This is a genomic window from Acidovorax sp. (assembly GCF_046291265.1).
In the GTDB taxonomy this organism is placed as follows: domain Bacteria; phylum Pseudomonadota; class Gammaproteobacteria; order Burkholderiales; family Burkholderiaceae_C; genus Acidovorax.
This window is the reverse complement of the sequence record NZ_JBKBTV010000055.1, coordinates 17,416-33,218: the sequence shown is the minus strand read 5'-3', so window position 1 is coordinate 33,218 and position 15,803 is coordinate 17,416. Positions and strand designations below refer to the sequence as shown.

General features: G+C 65.2%; 13 protein-coding genes. 7 read left to right on the top strand and 6 right to left on the bottom strand.

Annotation, left to right across the window (positions count from 1 at the left end; genetic code table 11):
• Positions 1-144 precede the first annotated feature (144 nt).
• Positions 145-1,539, top strand: coding sequence for a homoserine dehydrogenase (locus tag ACK41V_RS18180; RefSeq protein ID WP_409784327.1), 1,395 nt, complete (start codon positions 145-147; stop codon positions 1,537-1,539).
• Positions 1,540-1,882: 343 nt separating this feature from the next.
• On the opposite strand, the gene ACK41V_RS18175 is transcribed toward ACK41V_RS18180, so the two are convergent.
• Positions 1,883-2,509, bottom strand: a complete 627-nt coding sequence (locus ACK41V_RS18175; RefSeq protein WP_409784325.1) for an FMN-binding negative transcriptional regulator — start codon at positions 2,507-2,509, stop codon at positions 1,883-1,885.
• 1 nt (position 2,510) lies between these two features.
• The gene (locus ACK41V_RS18170; RefSeq protein WP_409784323.1) at positions 2,511-2,990 is read right to left on the bottom strand and encodes an OsmC family protein; all 480 of its coding nucleotides are present in this window, start codon (positions 2,988-2,990) and stop codon (positions 2,511-2,513) included.
• Positions 2,991-3,090: 100 nt separating this feature from the next.
• On the opposite strand from ACK41V_RS18170, the gene ACK41V_RS18165 reads away from it, so the two are divergent.
• Positions 3,091-4,527 carry a PLP-dependent aminotransferase family protein gene (locus tag ACK41V_RS18165; RefSeq protein WP_409784322.1) on the top strand — a complete coding sequence of 479 codons (1,437 nt, stop codon included), beginning with the start codon at positions 3,091-3,093 and terminating at the stop codon, positions 4,525-4,527.
• A 54-nt stretch (positions 4,528-4,581) separates the two neighbouring features.
• Here ACK41V_RS18165 and ACK41V_RS18160 read toward each other — a convergent pair whose 3' ends face one another.
• Entirely contained in the window at positions 4,582-5,700 is a 1,119-nt protein-coding gene (locus tag ACK41V_RS18160) for an MBL fold metallo-hydrolase (RefSeq protein WP_409784333.1), read from the bottom strand.
• Positions 5,701-5,829: 129 nt separating this feature from the next.
• Here ACK41V_RS18160 and ACK41V_RS18155 point away from each other — a divergent pair, with 129 nt between their 5' ends.
• The 4 genes from ACK41V_RS18155 to ACK41V_RS18140 all read left to right on the top strand — a co-directional run bounded on the left by ACK41V_RS18155 (position 5,830) and on the right by ACK41V_RS18140 (position 9,877).
• Positions 5,830-6,495, top strand: a complete 666-nt coding sequence (locus ACK41V_RS18155) for a TetR/AcrR family transcriptional regulator (RefSeq protein WP_409784320.1) — start codon at positions 5,830-5,832, stop codon at positions 6,493-6,495.
• A 76-nt stretch (positions 6,496-6,571) separates the two neighbouring features.
• The gene (locus ACK41V_RS18150; protein ID WP_409784319.1) at positions 6,572-7,150 is read left to right on the top strand and encodes a gamma carbonic anhydrase family protein; all 579 of its coding nucleotides are present in this window, start codon (positions 6,572-6,574) and stop codon (positions 7,148-7,150) included.
• 127 nt (positions 7,151-7,277) lie between these two features.
• A complete protein-coding gene (locus ACK41V_RS18145) occupies positions 7,278-9,146 on the top strand; it encodes a B12-binding domain-containing radical SAM protein (protein WP_409784331.1) in 1,869 nt (622 codons plus the stop codon).
• 128 nt (positions 9,147-9,274) lie between these two features.
• Positions 9,275-9,877, top strand: coding sequence for an N-acetylmuramoyl-L-alanine amidase (locus ACK41V_RS18140; protein ID WP_409784318.1), 603 nt, complete (start codon positions 9,275-9,277; stop codon positions 9,875-9,877).
• Positions 9,878-10,272: 395 nt separating this feature from the next.
• Here the strand turns inward: ACK41V_RS18140 and ACK41V_RS18135 are convergent, their stop codons facing one another.
• The 3 genes from ACK41V_RS18135 to ACK41V_RS18125 all read right to left on the bottom strand — a co-directional run bounded on the left by ACK41V_RS18135 (position 10,273) and on the right by ACK41V_RS18125 (position 13,315).
• Positions 10,273-10,578 carry a hypothetical protein gene (locus ACK41V_RS18135; RefSeq protein ID WP_409784316.1) on the bottom strand — a complete coding sequence of 102 codons (306 nt, stop codon included), beginning with the start codon at positions 10,576-10,578 and terminating at the stop codon, positions 10,273-10,275.
• A 105-nt stretch (positions 10,579-10,683) separates the two neighbouring features.
• Positions 10,684-12,045: a hypothetical protein gene (locus ACK41V_RS18130; RefSeq protein ID WP_409784315.1), complete on the bottom strand. Its 1,362-nt coding sequence runs from the start codon at positions 12,043-12,045 to the stop codon at positions 10,684-10,686.
• A gap of 358 nt (positions 12,046-12,403) precedes the next feature.
• Complete coding sequence (locus tag ACK41V_RS18125; RefSeq protein WP_409784314.1) at positions 12,404-13,315, bottom strand: Bro-N domain-containing protein; 912 nt, start codon at positions 13,313-13,315, stop codon at positions 12,404-12,406.
• A 133-nt stretch (positions 13,316-13,448) separates the two neighbouring features.
• Between ACK41V_RS18125 and dinG the strand changes: the two genes are divergently transcribed.
• Positions 13,449-15,629, top strand: coding sequence for an ATP-dependent DNA helicase DinG (gene dinG / locus ACK41V_RS18120; protein ID WP_409784313.1), 2,181 nt, complete (start codon positions 13,449-13,451; stop codon positions 15,627-15,629).
• Positions 15,630-15,803 lie beyond the last annotated feature (174 nt).

The following is a 15,803-nucleotide window of genomic DNA, read 5'->3' as shown; positions in this document are numbered from 1 at the left end:
TACCCCCGCGGCCACCTGAGCACGCGCAGGTGGCCGTTTCGGCAGCCACCTGGTGATCGCTCTCTCTTCTCCCCCAAGACGAATTGAATGAAACCCAGCTCTGGCAGCTGGGTTTTTTTGTTTGTTCGTTAGCCGGAGAAGTCCATGTTCCGCGATCCCGTCCAGTCCCTAGAGCCTCATCAACCGTTGCATGCCGCCGCTGTGGCCATGCGCCCTCTGCGCGTGGGCATGATTGGCATTGGCACCGTGGGCGCAGGCACCTTTCGGGTGCTGGCGCGCAACCAGGCGCTGATTGCCGGGCGCGCCGGGCGGGGCATTGAAATGGTGGTGGTGGCGGCCCGCAACCTGGCGCGCGCCGCCAGTGTGGTGGGCACGGATGTGGCGTTGACCAACGACCCGATGCTGGTGGCCACCCACCCCGATGTGGACGTGGTAGTGGAAGTGGCCGGTGGCACCGGTCCCGCACGCGAATGGGTGCTGGCCGCCATCGCGGCAGGCAAACACGTGGTCACGGCCAACAAGGCGCTGCTGGCCACACATGGCAACGAGATTTTTGCCGCCGCACGCCAGCACGGCGTGGCCGTCGCCTACGAAGGCGCGGTGGCCGTCAGCATCCCCATCGTGAAGGCGCTGCGCGAGGGCCTGACGGCCAACCGCATCGAATGGGTGGCGGGCATCATCAACGGCACCACCAATTTCATTCTGAGCAAGATGCGCGATGAAGGTGTGGGCTTTGCCGAGGCGCTGGCCCAGGCCCAGGCGCTGGGCTATGCCGAGGCAGACCCGACGTTTGACATCGAGGGCATCGACGCCGCGCACAAGATCACGCTGCTGGCCGCCAATGCGTTTGGCATGCCCGTGCGTTTTGCCGATGCGCAGATCGAGGGCATCACCCGCCTGCAGAGGCTGGACGTGGCCTGTGCCGAGCAGCTGGGCTACCGCATCAAGCTGCTGGGTGTGGCGCGGCGCCGCACAGGCAGTGGCGTGGACGGTGTGGAGCTGCGCGTGCAGCCCGCGCTGGTGCCGACCACGCACCTGATGGCGCATGTGAACGGGTCGATGAACGGCATCATGGTCAAGGGCGATGCGGCAGGCGTGACGATGTACTACGGCGCGGGCGCGGGGTCGGAGCAAACCGCATCGGCCGTGATTGCGGACCTGGTGGACGTGGCGCGGCTTGATGGCACTTCGGCCGCCCAACGGGTGCCGCACCTGGGCTTTCATGCGCACGCGGTGGACGACCGCCTGGCCGTGCTGCCACGCGCTGCCGTGTGCACGCGCCACTACCTGCGTGTGCCCGTGCACAGCGCCCAGCAGATCAAAGCCGTGGGCGCCTGGCTGGCCGCTCAGCACGTGCCGGTGCTGCAGGTAGCGCTGGCGCATGAGAAAGCGTTGCCCGCAGGCAGCGGCCCGCAGGTGCTGGTGCTGACCGACGCCGTGGCGCAGTCCACCGTGGACCTGGCCTTGGTTGCACTGGCAGCGCACCCTGCGGTGGCGGGGCCGGTGGTGACGCTGCGGGTGGAGCTGCTGGAGGGGTGAAGCTGCCCGAACGGGGTGGATGCTTCAAAGCATCAGAAATAGCGTCAAAACAGGCTCTGGTCCCGTAGGTCGGTTTAGCGCAGCTTAATCCGACGCCACTGCTGCGTGCCCTATGGGCGTCGGGTTAAGCCCTTGCGGGCTAACCCGACCTACGGGGGCTATCGGTCAACTCAACGACCGTTCACGCTGAGCCTGCCGAAGCGCGGCGCACGGCTTCGACGGGCTCAGCCCGAACGGGTTTGGATGATTTGATCGAGGGGCGGAAATAGTGGTCAAAATAGGCTCTAGCGCTTATCCAATAAGCGCTAGTAGCTATGAAATTTGATTCATCGCAGCGCCTCAATCACACCGCCCGCACCAGCGCCGCCATGTCCGCCGCCGCCGGTGTGCCCTCCGCCATCAGCCCGTGCACCACACCCGCGCGGTCAGTGTCGGTGCGGTTCTGGCTCACCTTCCAGATGCCTTCCCAGCGGTCCACGGGCAGTTCGATGCCAACGATGGCGCGCAGCAGTTTGTCGATGTAGTCGGGCGGGGCGTCGTCCAGCCGCCAGGGGGCGGCGCGGTGGGCTTCGTGGCGCTCGCTCAGGGTGTGCAGGATGTGGCGCAGGCGCACCGGGTCATCCACCGCGCAGAGCGTGCCGTGGGCGTGCACGGCGGCGTAGTTCCAGGTGGGCACCTGTTTGCCGTCGATGGCTTTGGACGGGTACCACGAGGGCGACACATAGGCCTGCGGGCCATGGAACACGGCCACGGCCTGCTGGGGCAGCAGGGGCCAGACGCTGTTGGCGCGGGCCACGTGGCCGATGAGCGTGCCGTGGGCACCTCGATCCGGGTCCAGATAAAGCGGGATGTGGTTGGCGTGCAAGGCGCCTTCGTGGGCGATCACCAGCGTAGCCAGCGGCTGCGTGCGCACCAGGGCCTGCAAGGTGGTGGCGTCGGTCACCTGAAACTGCCGGTTGGGGTTGGCCATGTCAGCTCCCTTCCACTTCCAGCACGGGCGCGCAGTCGATCTGCGTCTTGACCGAGTTGGCCAGAAAGCAGGCCGCGTGCGCCTGGTGGTGCAGTTGGGTCAACGCGGCTTCGCTCGGCGCGTGGGCTGCGTCAAACACGGTGACGGGGCGCAGCTGCACGTGGCTGACGACCAGGCGGCCCAACGTGTCCTTGGCCATGGTGCCCACGGCCGCGTCGGTGTAGCGGTTCACGCGCAGGCCGGCGCGGCAGGCGAAGTCCAGAAACCACAGCATGTGGCAGCTCGACAGCGCCGCCACGTAGGCCTCCTCGGGGTCGACGGCGGCGGCATCGGAGTAGGGCAGGGGCACCACATGTGGCGACGACGAGGCGGCCACGGTGGCACCACCGTCAAAGTGCCAGACGTGAGCGCGGCCGTAGCGCTTGTCCAGAAAGTCGTCGTTGCCACGGTTCCAGGTAATGGTGGCGGTGTGCTTTGCCATGGGTGGGTGCTTTCAACAGGAGCGGCGCTTGCGCGGTCCGCATGTTTCTAAAATGGTCCTTCAGTTTATGAATGCATCCACGCATTGAAGGGGCCAATTCGTGCCAATTGCCAGAACCAATCCCCCCGGCACGCTGCGCCAGCGGGTGTATGAGCAACTGCGCAGCGCCATTGAGCAGGGCCGCCTGCGCGCGGGCACCCGCCTGTCGCCGTCGCGCGAGCATGCCAGCAGCCTGGGTGTGTCGCGCAACACCGTGTTGTGGGCCGTGCAGCGCCTGCAGGCCGAGGGCTATATCGAAGCGCGTGTGGGCGACGGCACCTATGTGTCGCAAGCCGCAGCGGCCACGGCAGCGCCCGCGCAGGGTCTAGTGGCGCCGCCCCGGGGACTGTCGCGGCGCGGGCAGCTCATTGCCGAGACGGCCGCGCGCTGGCGCCCGCCGCATGTGGCGGCACGCGCGTTTCGCATCGGCGCGCCCGAGGTGGCAACGTTTCCCTTTGCGCTGTGGGACCGCCTGGCACGCCAGGCCACGCCCCGCCAGCGCAGCGCCCGCGCGCAATACCTGGACCCTGCGGGCGAGCCCGCACTGCGCCAGGCGATTGCACTGTGGTTGTGGGCCTCGCGCGGCATCCGCTGCGATGCGGCGCAGGTGGTGGTGTGCTCGGGCTCGCAGCAGGGCATTGATCTGATCGCGCGGCTGCTGCTGGATGTGGGCGACGAGGTGCTGGTGGAAGACCCCGGCTATCCCGGCATCCGCGCCAGTCTGCTCGGGCATGGCGCGGTGGCGCGGCCGGTGCACATGGATGCAGACGGCATGCGCATCGACGACGCCGCCACGCGCTGGCCCGCTGCGCGCATGGCGGTGGTCACGCCCACGCACCAGTTCCCCACGGGGGTGGGCATGGGTCTGGTGCGGCGGCAGGCGCTGCTGCACTGGGCCCGCGCACACGACGCCTGGGTGGTGGAAGACGACTACGACGGCGAGTTTCAGTACGGCGGCGCGGCCCAGCGCGTGCCCGCGCTGTGCAGCCTGCCGGGGTCCGAGCGGGTGCTGTACGTGGGCACGTTTTCTAAAACGCTGCACCCCGGGCTGCGCCTGGGTTTTGTGGTGGTGCCGCCTGCGCTGGTGGAGGCCTTTGCCATGGCCCGCGCCATCACCGACCGGCATGCCCCCGGCGATGCACAGGCCGTGCTGGCGCGCTTCATTGCCGAGGGGCACCTGCTGCGCCACCTGCGGCAGATGCGCGAGCTGTACCAGACGCGCCAGCAGGTGCTGATCAACGCCCTGGCAGACGCCACCGATGGCGCGGTACAACTGCGGCCCAGCGACCGGGGCATGCACCTGCTGCACGAGGCCCCCACGGGCACCGACGACGAAAGCCCCAGCCGCAAGGCCTTGGAGGCGGGCGTCATGTTGGCGCCGCTGTCGCGGTATGCCATGCAGTCGCCGCGCAGGGGCTGGCTGCTGGGCTACGCGGGGTTTGAGGCGGCCGAGCTGGCCGCTGCGGCGCGCGTCGTGGGGCCGTTGCTACTGCGCTGAAACGGTATTTCAGCCGCTGGTGCCGTGGGCGTTAGGGGAGCGGCGTCAACACCCTCAGCGCTGCGCCGTGGGAATGCCCAGCGGTGTGGTCACGGCATCGCCGGTGCTGTGTGCGGGCTGGGGCTTGTCCACCGCGGTGCGCCACCAGTGGTTGGACAGCGCCGGGGCGCGGATGTCCAGCCGCTCGCCCATGATGGGCGCCACCAGCGGCACAGCCGCGTCGGCAGCCAGCGTGGTGATGCGCTCAAAAGGCTCCGTCCACGGGTGCAAGGCCAGATCAAACGTGCCGTTGTGGATGGGCATGAGGTGGCGACCTTTCACATCCTGGTGGGCCTTCAGGCTTTCGTGCGGCTGCATGTGGATGTCGGGCCATTGCGCGTCGTAGGCGCCGGTCTCGATCATCGTCAGGTCGAACGGGCCATACCGCTCGCCAATGGCCTTGAAGCCGTCAAAGTAGCCCGTGTCACCGCTGAAGAAGATGCGCACCTGGGCAGCGCCTTCCCCCGCCATCAGCACCCACGACGCCCACAGCGTGCGGTTGCCGTCCGAGAGGCCGCGTCCCGAGAAATGCTGCGCGGGTGTGGCCACCAGGCGCAGCCCCTCGATGGTGGTGCCCTGCCACCAATCGAACTGCTGCACCTTGGCCGCGGGCACGCCCCAGGCGATGAGCCGGTCACCCACGCCCAGTGGCGCCACAAAGTGGGCCACCTTGGGTGCCAGTTGCTGGATGGCGTCGTAGTCCAGATGGTCGTAGTGGTCGTGCGACAGAATCACGCCCGTGATGGCAGGCAGGTCGTCCATGGCAATGGGCGGCGCATGAAACCGCTTGGGCCCCAGAAACTGGAACGGCGACGCGCGCTCGGAAAACACCGGGTCGGTCAGCCAGAACTTGCCCCCGATCTTGAGCAACATGGTGGAATGCCCCAGGCGCCACAGGCTCAGGTCGGGGGCGGCCAGCAGATCGGCCTGCGACAGCGCCTGCACCGGCAGGGGCTGGCTGGGCACGGTATCGGCCGGCTTGCCAGTGGCAAAGCGCCAGAAGATGGCCGCCGTCTTGAAAAAGCCCGGCTGCTCGCGCGGAGCGGTGTTGTGGAACTTGCCCTCAGCGTGCTGGGGCGAGCTGGTGTACGAGGTGGCCGGCAAAGCGGCACAGGAGAGGATGCTGTAGGCCATGGCAATGAGTACGGTGGTGAAAACAAGAATGCGGGTGCGGGGCTTGTGGCGGAACATGGCGTGCTCTTTTCTAAAAGTGCACTGCACAGTGTAGTTCACTTTTTAGAAAAGTAAACTGCGCGGTGTAAAATGACCCCCATGAGCGTTGTTCCCCCACCGTCCCGACTGACCGACCGCAAGCGCGATGCCATCGTGCAGGCCGCCATTGCGGAGTTTCGCGAGCATGGCTTCAACGGCACCAGCATGGACCGCGTGGCCGCCGCCGCAGAGGTGTCGAAACGCACGGTGTACAACCACTTTCCCAGCAAGGAAGAGCTGTTTGAGGCCATCCTGGGGCAACTGTGGGAGCGCAGCCAGTCGCTGGCCGATGTGCCCTACGACGCGGGCCGCCCGCTGCGCGAACAACTGCTCGACCTGCTGGGGCAGAAGATGCAACTGCTCGGCGATGCCAGCTTTATCGACTTGTCGCGCGTGGCCATGGCCGAAATGATGCACAGCCCCGAGCGCGCCCAGGCGATGGTGGCGCGCCTGTCCGAGAAGGAAGAAGGCTTGCCCCGATGGATCCGCGCTGCCCAGCAAGGCAACGCGCTGCGGGCGGGTGTGGACCCGCAGTACGCGGCCAACCAGTTGCACGGCATGGTCAAGTCATTCGCCTTCTGGCCCCAGCTGGCCATGGGGCGACCCCCACTGACCGCCCCAGAGCAGCAGCAGGTGCTGGCCGATGCGGTGGACATGTTTCTGGGCTTCTACGCCATGGCACCGGGGAAACCCGGGCGCAAAAAACAGCCGCAGTAGCTGCAACAAGCGCGCCGCACAGACCGTTGCCACCTCTCATCTCTTTCTCTTCTTTTCTTTCTCATCGCACTTCGCCATGCCTGTATCTCCCTACCTCCAGACCCACCCGGTCATCGAAGACGGCGTTTTCATCCACGACTCTGCCCAGGTCATCGGCGACGTCACCCTGGGCGCCGACAGCTCGGTGTGGTGCAACGCGGTGCTGCGCGGTGACGTGAACCGCATCACAGTCGGCATCTGCAGCAACGTGCAGGACCTGACCATGGGCCACGTGTCCCACCGCAACGCCAATAAGCCCGAGGGCTCGCCGCTGGTCATCGGCGACTACGTGACCGTGGGGCACTCGGTCATCCTGCACGGCTGCCGCATCGGTAATGAATGCCTCATCGGCATGGGCTCCATCGTGATGGACGACGCGGTGATCGAAGACCGTGTGATGCTGGGCGCGGGCAGCCTGGTTTCACCCGGCAAGGTGCTGGAGAGCGGCTACCTGTACATCGGCCGCCCAGCGGTGCGCCAGCGTGCGCTGACCGATGCGGAGATCGCGTACCTGAAGTATTCGGCCGAACACTATGTGCGGGTGAAGAACAACTACTTGGCGGGTACGCCCGAGGCGGCTGTAATCCAACTCGCGCCACCCGCCAGTAAGGGATAAGGCTGGGCCGGGATAATCGGGGGTTCCACGATCCCCCTGCGGCGGCACCGCATCGCCCACTATCTACACCATGTCCGCCGTCGCCCCATCCACCTCACCGCTGCGCGTTCTCTCCGTCATCCCCCCGATGACGCAGCTGAACACGCCGTACCCGTCCACCGCGTACCTCACTGGCTTTTTGCGCTCGCGCGGCGTGGCAGCCGAACAGGAGGACCTGGCGCTGGCGCTGGTCTTGCAGCTGCTCTCGCCCGACGGCCTGAAGGCCGTGGCCGCCAAGGTGGACGCACTGCCCGCCAAAAAACATAGCCCCGCCGTGCAGAGCTTTGCCGCGCAGAAGGACCGCTACCTCGCCACCATCGGCCCTGCCATTGCCTTTTTGCAGGGCCGCGACAGCACGCTGGCGCACCGCATTGCAGGCCGCAACTACCTGCCCGAGGGCCCACGTTTTGCCACGCTGGATGTGTATGTGGACGACGAGGGCGGCGACCCGCTGGGCTGGGCATTCGGAGCCCTGGGCTTGCACGACAAGGCCAAACATCTGGCCACGCTGTATTTGAACGACCTGGCCGATGTGCTGCGCGATGCGGTGGACGAGCGCTTTGAGTTTGTGCGTTATGCCGAATCGCTGGCAGGCAGCCAGCCCACGTTTGATCCCCTGGCCAGCGCGCTGGCCGCGCCACCCACGCTGGTGGACGACATGCTGCTGCAGCTCACGCACGCGGCCGTGGACCGCCATGGACCCGACGTGGTTTTGTTGTCCGTGCCGTTCCCTGGCTCGGTGTATGCGGCGTTTCGCATCGCGCAGGCCATCAAGGCGCGGCACCCCCACATCGTCACGGTGCTGGGCGGCGGTTTTGTGAACACCGAACTGCGTGAGCTGGCCGACCCCCGCGTGTTTGACCACTTCGACTACGTGACGCTGGACGCGGGCGAGCGCCCGCTGCTGGCGCTTCTGGAGCATGTGCGCGGCGAACGCGGCCGCCAGCGGCTGGTGCGCACCTTTGTGCGTGGTGATAACGGCGCCGTGCAGTACATCAACATGATGGAAGCCGACATCGCCTTTGCCGAGGTGGGCACCCCCACCTGGGACGGCCTCCCGCTGGACCGCTACCTGTCGCTACTGGACATGCTCAACCCCATGCACCGCCTGTGGAGCGATGGCCGCTGGAACAAGCTGACCGTCGCGCACGGCTGCTACTGGAAGAAGTGCAGCTTCTGCGACGTGAGCCTGGACTACATCAGCCGTTACGAGGGCGCCAGCGCCGAAGTGCTGGCCGACCGCATCGAGCAAATCGTGCGCGAAACGGGGCAGACCGGCTTTCACTTTGTGGACGAGGCCGCACCGCCCAAGGCGCTGAAAGCGCTGGCCACCGAGCTGATCGCGCGCAACGCGGGCATCAGCTGGTGGGGCAATGTGCGGTTTGAAAAAACCTTCACCCCCGACCTGGCCGAGCTGATGGCCGACAGTGGCTGCATTGCGATTTCGGGCGGGCTCGAAGTGGCCTCCGACCGTCTGCTCACCCTCATGAAAAAAGGCGTGTCGGTGGACCAGGTGGCGCGCGTGACACGGGCGTTCACCGACGCGGGCATCCTGGTGCATGCGTACCTGATGTACGGCTTTCCAACGCAGACGGTGCAGGACACGGTGGACGCGCTCGAATACGTGCGCCAGCTGTTTGCCAATGGCTGCATCCAGAGCGGGTTCTTTCACCGCTTTGCCTGTACGGTGCATTCCCCCGTGGGCAAGAACCCCGAGGAGTACGGCGTAACGCTGGCGCCCCTGCCACCGGGTGACTTTGCCAAGAACGACGTGGCCTTCATCGACCCCACGGGCGTGGACCACGATGCGCTGGGCGGCGCGCTCAAGAAGGCCATCTACAACTACATGCACGGCATCGGGCTTGAAGAAGACGTGCGCAGCTGGTTCCCGTTCAAGGTGCCCAAGACGACGGTGCGGCGCGACCGGATTGAGCGGGCGCTGCGCGAGCGGGGGTGAGGGCTGGCCTTGCAGAGGATCCCACCTGCGCTGTAGTTCGTAGGTGCAGATTTCAGCTTGTCACATTACTTGCAATGTACAAACAAGAATCAATTTTTTCTGCAGGGCGACGTCACTAACATGCCCCGATGCCAAAAATTACACCCGAGGGTATCTTCGTTGATGGACGGGTCATCGTGCGTCGCTATCTCAACCTCGAACACGGTCCAATCAGCACAGTAGTAGCAATTGTGCTGCACCAGACGGACTCGTCTACCGCCCAGCAAACGTTCAATAGCTATGCGCGAAGTCCCCATGGCGCCCACTTTCTTATCGACAAGAACGGGCAGATTTACCAGACAGCAAGCCTCTTGACGCGTTGTCAGCACGTCGGAAGACACATCCGGTCAAGATGCCTTGAGATTGACAAACCATCCTGCGATAGCGTGGCCATGGCGCGGATACAGGCAATGTCTTGGTCTAATCACTTGCGGGCGCTGGATGCACACGAACGCGCCAAACCGTACCCGCAGCGCTTTCCTATCAACGGGGATTCCATTGGGATTGAAATCGTAGGTCGCAGCATTGACGACAAAAAGTACGAAGCGGTGACTTCGGAGCAAAACAACTCCTTGCAGTGGCTTACAGGGGCGCTCTATTCGCACTTTTCCATATCCAGCAAAGATGTGTACAAACATCCCCAGGTTTCCTACAAGAACCCTGGAGAAGCTGCATCCGCCATTCCGAAATGAAGCGGTGGTACGCGGTCGCGGTCGCCTTACTTGCGGCATTGGTAGTGGTCTTTTTCGCGTCCATTTTTGAGGCCAGAATTTTGGTGGGCACGACCGATTTCTCTACGTCTGAGCCGACCACTTGCAGAGCTTCGGACGTGGACCTTTCATTCACGGATGTCAGTCATTTTTTTCAAGTTGCCCAAGAAGTTGAAAGTCATGTCATACACGACGACTACGACCTAGCTCCTTGTTACCTGAGAGGATCAATGATTCACCGTCTAGAGCACTGTGAATGGAAGCTCCGGCCAGAATTCATCGGCACGCTTCAATGCGGTCGCTCGTTTCGATATCTGGTGGATCAGGTGAAGCACTCGGCCACAAAGAGTAGTAACGAGTAGCGACCCAAACAACAATCAATCGGCGCGCTTTTGCTTCTGATACGCCTTGTCTGCTGGCGGCCCCCGGTCGGTGTCCTGCAGGCCACGCTTCACATCTTTGTAGGCCTGCTCCATCTGCGCATCGGGTTCGCCGTCGGTCATGTCCACCGACTGGTCGCGCTCGTGCGGCAGACGGGCTTCGGGCCCACTCAGGTCTTCAGGTCCGCTGCCGGGCTGCGGCTGGGGCTGCGTGGTGTTCACGCGCCGCTCGGTGCGGGCGGGCACGGGAGCGGAGGGGATGATCTCCTCTTCCGTGCGGGGGGCGGTGGGGGTCGTTTTCATGCGGGGCCTTGGTATGCAACGTAAAGTCCCTCCACCCTAACGCCGCCGGCCGCCCCGTGCTGTAGGCCCAGTCCCTGCGCCGCTGCGGGCGTGCGGAGCCTGCTGTCACCAGAACAACCACCGCTCCAGCGCATTGACCACGATGATCACGATCAAGCCGATCAAGAAGAGGATCGCCTTGCGGCGCGCCCGCGCACTCACCACCAGCTTGTAGACCGTGTACGCGGCGAGCGTGCCCGCAAAAGGCGCCACGATGGCGGCCCCGGACAGGACAATGGCCACGAGCTTGCCCCAGCCGTCGGTCCCGCCCGTTGTCCAGATGGCATGCAAATACATCGCGCTCGGAATGGCCAGGCCCAACCACAGCACCCCGGACGCCACCGCCACGCTGACGTGGTGCGCGAGCAGGCCATAAAGCACCAAGGCGCCCACCACCCCGCACAAGAACATCAGCCGCTTGAGCCAGAACGGCAGCGGCGCGTCAGCGCGGCGGGAAGCCTTGGCTGCATCAGCCGCCTTCTTGCCCGCTGTGGCGGCGGCCGCTGCCGCCGCCTGGGCACGTTGTTGTTGCTTCTCGGTGGATTCACGGGCGCCGCGCAGAAAGTCGTCCACCGCCGGGTTGTCCACCTGACCCAGGATCCGGCCCGTGCGCGACAAGGCCTGGTCGTGCTGGGGCAGCTCTGTCTGCAGCGCCGCCCCCTGGCTGAACCACTCCCCCATCTGCGCCAGCCAGCTGACGCCGGGCGGCGGCAGCCCAAAACCACCCTCGGCCGCGCGGCACAGGTAATGCTGCGTGCTTTGCGGCGGGATGAGTTGCTGCGTGCTGTAGCGGGGCAAATAGCATTGCATCAGCGGCGCCGCCGTCTGCTGGCCGGGGTGGCCCAGGCGCAGCGCAAATTCCGGCAAGGGCACGGGCTCCCCCAACCCATTGCGCACGCCCAACCAAAGATAGAGGCCCCGAGGACGCCCATCTTTGGCGCGGTGCACCCAGAAGCCGGGGCCTTCTTGCGCAATGTCTGCGCCCAGGGCGTCAAGCTCGGACGGGAGTGGGGCGCTGGGGCCGTCCATGTCCCATTGCGGCCGCAGCTGCGTTTTCAGGATAGAGGGCCACACCCTCCGCGCGCGGCGCTGCAAGTCGTCCGCATCGACCTCGCGCCCGTGAGCGATGGCAGCTTCGATGGTGCGGCCAGCCTGCGCTGGCCGCCCTTCCAGGGCAAGCAGCCATTCGTCGAGCAAAGCAAGCCGCAAATAGAGCGCATCGGCCCCTTGTCCCTGGGCCTCCGCCGCGCGCGCCCAGGCGTACCGGTCGGGCTGCTGCGGTACCAGCTCCTGCGCCAGAAATCGCTGGCGCGTTGGGCTGTCAGCCTGGGCAGCCGACGAAGCAGCTTGTTGTGCCCACGCGCCAGACGCACCCATCAGGCACAGCAGTACCACGAACCCCAGCGTCCGCAGCAAGTTGCGTTGCACATTTTTCGCCCAGCCAGGAACAAAGCTTGCCCTTGCCCATGACCTGCCGCACAGCAGCGAACCGCAGTTCAGCGCATATCCCCTCGCATTTCCCCCCTGCATCTTTGCTCTCCTATAGCTGTGCGGGGATTTTCTTTCACGGCTGCCTTGAGGACCAGCCCGCTGATCGGCCATCAGGCACAGCTCACACAGGCGAACGCTGGGTGTGGATGGCAAAGGGCTGGCAACGATCTATCAGTGAGCAGGCCTTGCAGCGCAAGGCTGCTTGTTCTGACTCTGACCCCAGCGGTGGGGGCAGTTGCGTCATCAACGACGGGCGGCTCCTGGTGAGAGGGTGTGAGTGAAGTTACGCGGTGCCCTACGCTTTCTTGGACGGCTTGTCGACCTGCGTCGGTTTCGCGGTCTTGACGGCCTTGACTGCCTTCGCCGCCTTGGGCAACTTCGGCACCTTCGGCACTGCGGGCGGCAGGTAGTTGGCGCCGGTCACCACGGACTTGCCGGTTTGGCTCTCCAGCTGGTTGCGGGCCTGGCGCGCGATGCGGCCCCCGGTGGCTGCAGCGGTCTTGTTCTCGGCCATGCCAGTGGCCTGCACGCTTTCGGCAATCTGGCGCGTGGAGAGTTCCGCCAGGGCGGTAAAGATCAGCTCGGCCTCGCTCATATGGTCGCGCAGGTTGTGGCTGGTCAGACCCTTCCTACCCTTGTGCTGAGCCACGCTCAGGCCTGACCATTCTTGGTGAATGATGTTGGTGAGGATGGCAAACTCACTGCCCGCCTTGATGTCGTGCTCGCTCCAGTAGTCGGTGAGCTTGTTGCGGGTTTCCTGCCCGGTCATGCGCTGCTGGATCCACTTGTCGCTGCGGCCATGCTGCTGCCAGGTCTGGCGGGCGCGGTCCAATGACAAGGCCGGGTCGGCCAGTTCCTGCATGCGCTCGTAGCCCACCTTCGCTAGCCAGAGCTTGATGGGCTCGGCCTTGGGGCTGGGGATGGATTGCACCAGGCGCAAGAGGGTTTCAGCGGTGGCTACGTCGGTCAAACGCTGCTTGCCATCGGCTGCGGGCATTTTCAACTGGTGACAAGCTGTCACCAGTTGACTGCCTTCATTGCCAAGCCGACGCTTGAGCTGATTCCAATACTTGCGGGCTGTCAGGTCGTCGGACTGTTGTGTCAGCACCTGCACCACGTCGATCACAGAGAACCACCAGGTTTCCGTGCCCTCGTCGTACACACGGCGGATAGGCTGACCATCGAATTCTGCGGGCAGGGTTTTCATGGGCGTTCCAGCATTGTTTTCATGATATTACTGTATAAATCACCAGCTTACCCATTCATCCGGCCCACTAGATGCTACATAATAGATAGCTTACAGCGCTTATCTATCAAGCGCTACAGCCCATTTTTATCCAATGTCCTCCCCAGATTGGGCCGCCCAGGCCCTGCAGTCGTTTGATGCGGTAGTGCAGGCCACGCCGGGCTTTCGCAGCCGCGCCGGGCAGCGGCTGATGGCCGAGCAGGTGGCGCGCACGTTCAGCAGCGCCACGCTGGGCAAGGTAGATGAAGAGGGCGGCGAGCCCGCGCCCACGCGCGCTATCGCTGTCATCCAGGCGGGCACGGGCGTGGGCAAATCGCTGGCCTACTGCGCGCCCGCCATTGCACTGGCGCTGTCGCGCGGTACGCGGGTGCTGATCTCTACGGCCACCGTGGCGCTGCAGGAGCAGTTGGTCAACAAGGACCTGCCCGCGCTGGCAGCACTGATGCCCCAGCCCTTCAAGTTTGCGCTGGCCAAGGGGCGTGGGCGCTATGTGTGCAAGCTCAAGCTCGACCGGCTGGCGGGCACGGGCGAGGCCGAGGGAGAAGGCGAGGGCGACGACGACCTGTTTGCCGAGGAAGAAGCCGCCGCCCGCGCCAAGCGCCCCCGGCACGAGACGGAGGCGCGCATCCAGTTTTATTCAACGATGGCGCAGACGTTATCGAAAGGTGCGTGGGACGGCGACCGCGACAGTCTGGAAACCCCGCCCGAGCCCGAGGTGTGGAGCCCCGTGGCGGCCGAGGGCGCGTCGTGCACCGGCAAACACTGCCCTGCCTTCAGCCAGTGCACCTACTACGACAAGCGCAAGGAGCTGGTGGGCGCGCAAGTGATCGTGGCCAACCACGATTTGCTGCTGTCGTCGCTGGGCGCGCGCGTGCTGCCCGAGCTGGACAACTGCCTGCTGATCCTGGACGAAGCCCACCACCTGCCCGCCACGGCACTGCAGCAGTTTGCGTGCAGCATGGACCTGTCGCGCATCACCTGGATCGAGCGCTTGTCGAGCCGGGGCCTGCGCATTGGCGCGCTGCTGGAGGTGGAGGAGATTGCCGACATCCCCAAACATTCAGCCCAGCTGCGGCAAACGCTTCAGGATCTGGCCCGCATCGTGATGGATGTGTATGGCGCCGCGCTCAAAAGCCAGAAGGACACCTGGGGCCCGGCGCGTGTGCGCGTGCCACGGGGTGAGCTGCCCGAGCAACTGGTTGCACCCCTGGGCATGTTGGCTGCCAGCGCCGATGGTTTCCTAGAGGCGTTGCGCGCCATCAGCAAAGCCCTGCGCGCCGAAATGCGCGAGAAGCCCGAGGAGGCCAAGCGCCTGTCCACGCTGTACGCGCAGATCGGCATGCTGGCGCCGCGCCTGGAAGAGCTGCACGCCACCGCACAACTGCTGCTGCAGGATGCGCCCCAAGGCGCCGACCGCAGCTTTGTGCCCGCCGCCAAATGGTTCACGCTGGAGGTGGATGGCGACTTCATCGTGGTCAAGGCGCACGCCAGCCCCATCCTGCCCGGCACCACGCTGCGCAACCACCTGTGGAGCGCGGTGCGCGGGGCGGTGCTGACATCGGCCACGTTGACCAGCTGCGGCAATTTTGAATTTTTCCTGCGTGAAGCGGGCCTGCATGGCGACGACGCGGCCACGTCGCTGGAGGTGGCCAGCCCCTTCAACTACGCCGCACAAGGCACGCTGATTTCCGCCGAAACCCACGCCGACCCCAAGAACGCCGCGCAGTTCACCGCCGAGATGGTCGATGCGCTGCTGCACGACATTGCGCGCGTGGAATACGGCGCGCTGGTGCTATTCACCTCGCGCGATCAGATGCGCCAAGCTGTGGATGCGCTGCCCACCGCCATGCGCAGCGTGGTGCTGGTGCAGAACGCGCTACCGCGCACGCAACTGCTCAAGCGCCACCGCGAGCGCGTGGACAACGGCGAGCCCTCAGTCATCTTTGGCATGCAGTCGTTTGGCGAAGGACTGGATTTGCCCGGCCGCCTGTGCGAATCGGTCTTCATCACCAAGCTGCCCTTTGCCCCGCCCGACGACCCGGTGGGCGAGGCCCGCGCCGAATGGCTGCGTGCCGTGGGGCGTGACCCATTCAGCGAACTGGTGGTGCCCGCCACCGCCATCCGCCTGGCGCAGTGGGTGGGCCGCGCGATCCGCACCGAAGAAGACCAGGCGCATGTGTATTGCTACGACAAGCGCCTGACGCGCACCAGTTATGGCCAACGGTTGTTAAAAGGGCTGCCGCCGTTTGCGCTGGAGCAACGCGCGCCGCTGTGACCGCGCGAATCTGCGCATGAAATCTCTTCAAGACCATTGCAAACGATCTGCCGGCGCTCGAAACGGCAGTGCTCCGCGCGCTCGCCGACGCATAGCGCTTAGCCGCTAGGGCCTTTGTCAGACATCCCCCCACGCCCATGCGGCCTGGGGGACGACGCCGCCGAACGCCTGAGA

Excerpts from the sequence above, each read along its gene's own strand:
- ACK41V_RS18175 (WP_409784325.1), bottom strand. The coding sequence starts at position 2,509 with ATGGCCAACCCCAACCGGCAGTTTCAGGTGACCGACGCCACCACCTTG.
- ACK41V_RS18135 (WP_409784316.1), bottom strand. The coding sequence starts at position 10,578 with ATGAAAACGACCCCCACCGCCCCCCGCACGGAAGAGGAGATCATCCCC.
- ACK41V_RS18125 (WP_409784314.1), bottom strand. The coding sequence starts at position 13,315 with ATGAAAACCCTGCCCGCAGAATTCGATGGTCAGCCTATCCGCCGTGTG.
- ACK41V_RS18150 (WP_409784319.1), top strand. The coding sequence starts at position 6,572 with ATGCCTGTATCTCCCTACCTCCAGACCCACCCGGTCATCGAAGACGGC.
- ACK41V_RS18140 (WP_409784318.1), top strand. The coding sequence starts at position 9,275 with ATGCCAAAAATTACACCCGAGGGTATCTTCGTTGATGGACGGGTCATC.
- ACK41V_RS18180 (WP_409784327.1), top strand. The coding sequence starts at position 145 with ATGTTCCGCGATCCCGTCCAGTCCCTAGAGCCTCATCAACCGTTGCAT.
- ACK41V_RS18160 (WP_409784333.1), bottom strand. The coding sequence starts at position 5,700 with ATGGCCTACAGCATCCTCTCCTGTGCCGCTTTGCCGGCCACCTCGTAC.
- dinG (WP_409784313.1), top strand. The coding sequence starts at position 13,449 with ATGTCCTCCCCAGATTGGGCCGCCCAGGCCCTGCAGTCGTTTGATGCG.
- ACK41V_RS18155 (WP_409784320.1), top strand. The coding sequence starts at position 5,830 with ATGACCCCCATGAGCGTTGTTCCCCCACCGTCCCGACTGACCGACCGC.
- ACK41V_RS18145 (WP_409784331.1), top strand. The coding sequence starts at position 7,278 with ATGACGCAGCTGAACACGCCGTACCCGTCCACCGCGTACCTCACTGGC.
- ACK41V_RS18170 (WP_409784323.1), bottom strand. The coding sequence starts at position 2,990 with ATGGCAAAGCACACCGCCACCATTACCTGGAACCGTGGCAACGACGAC.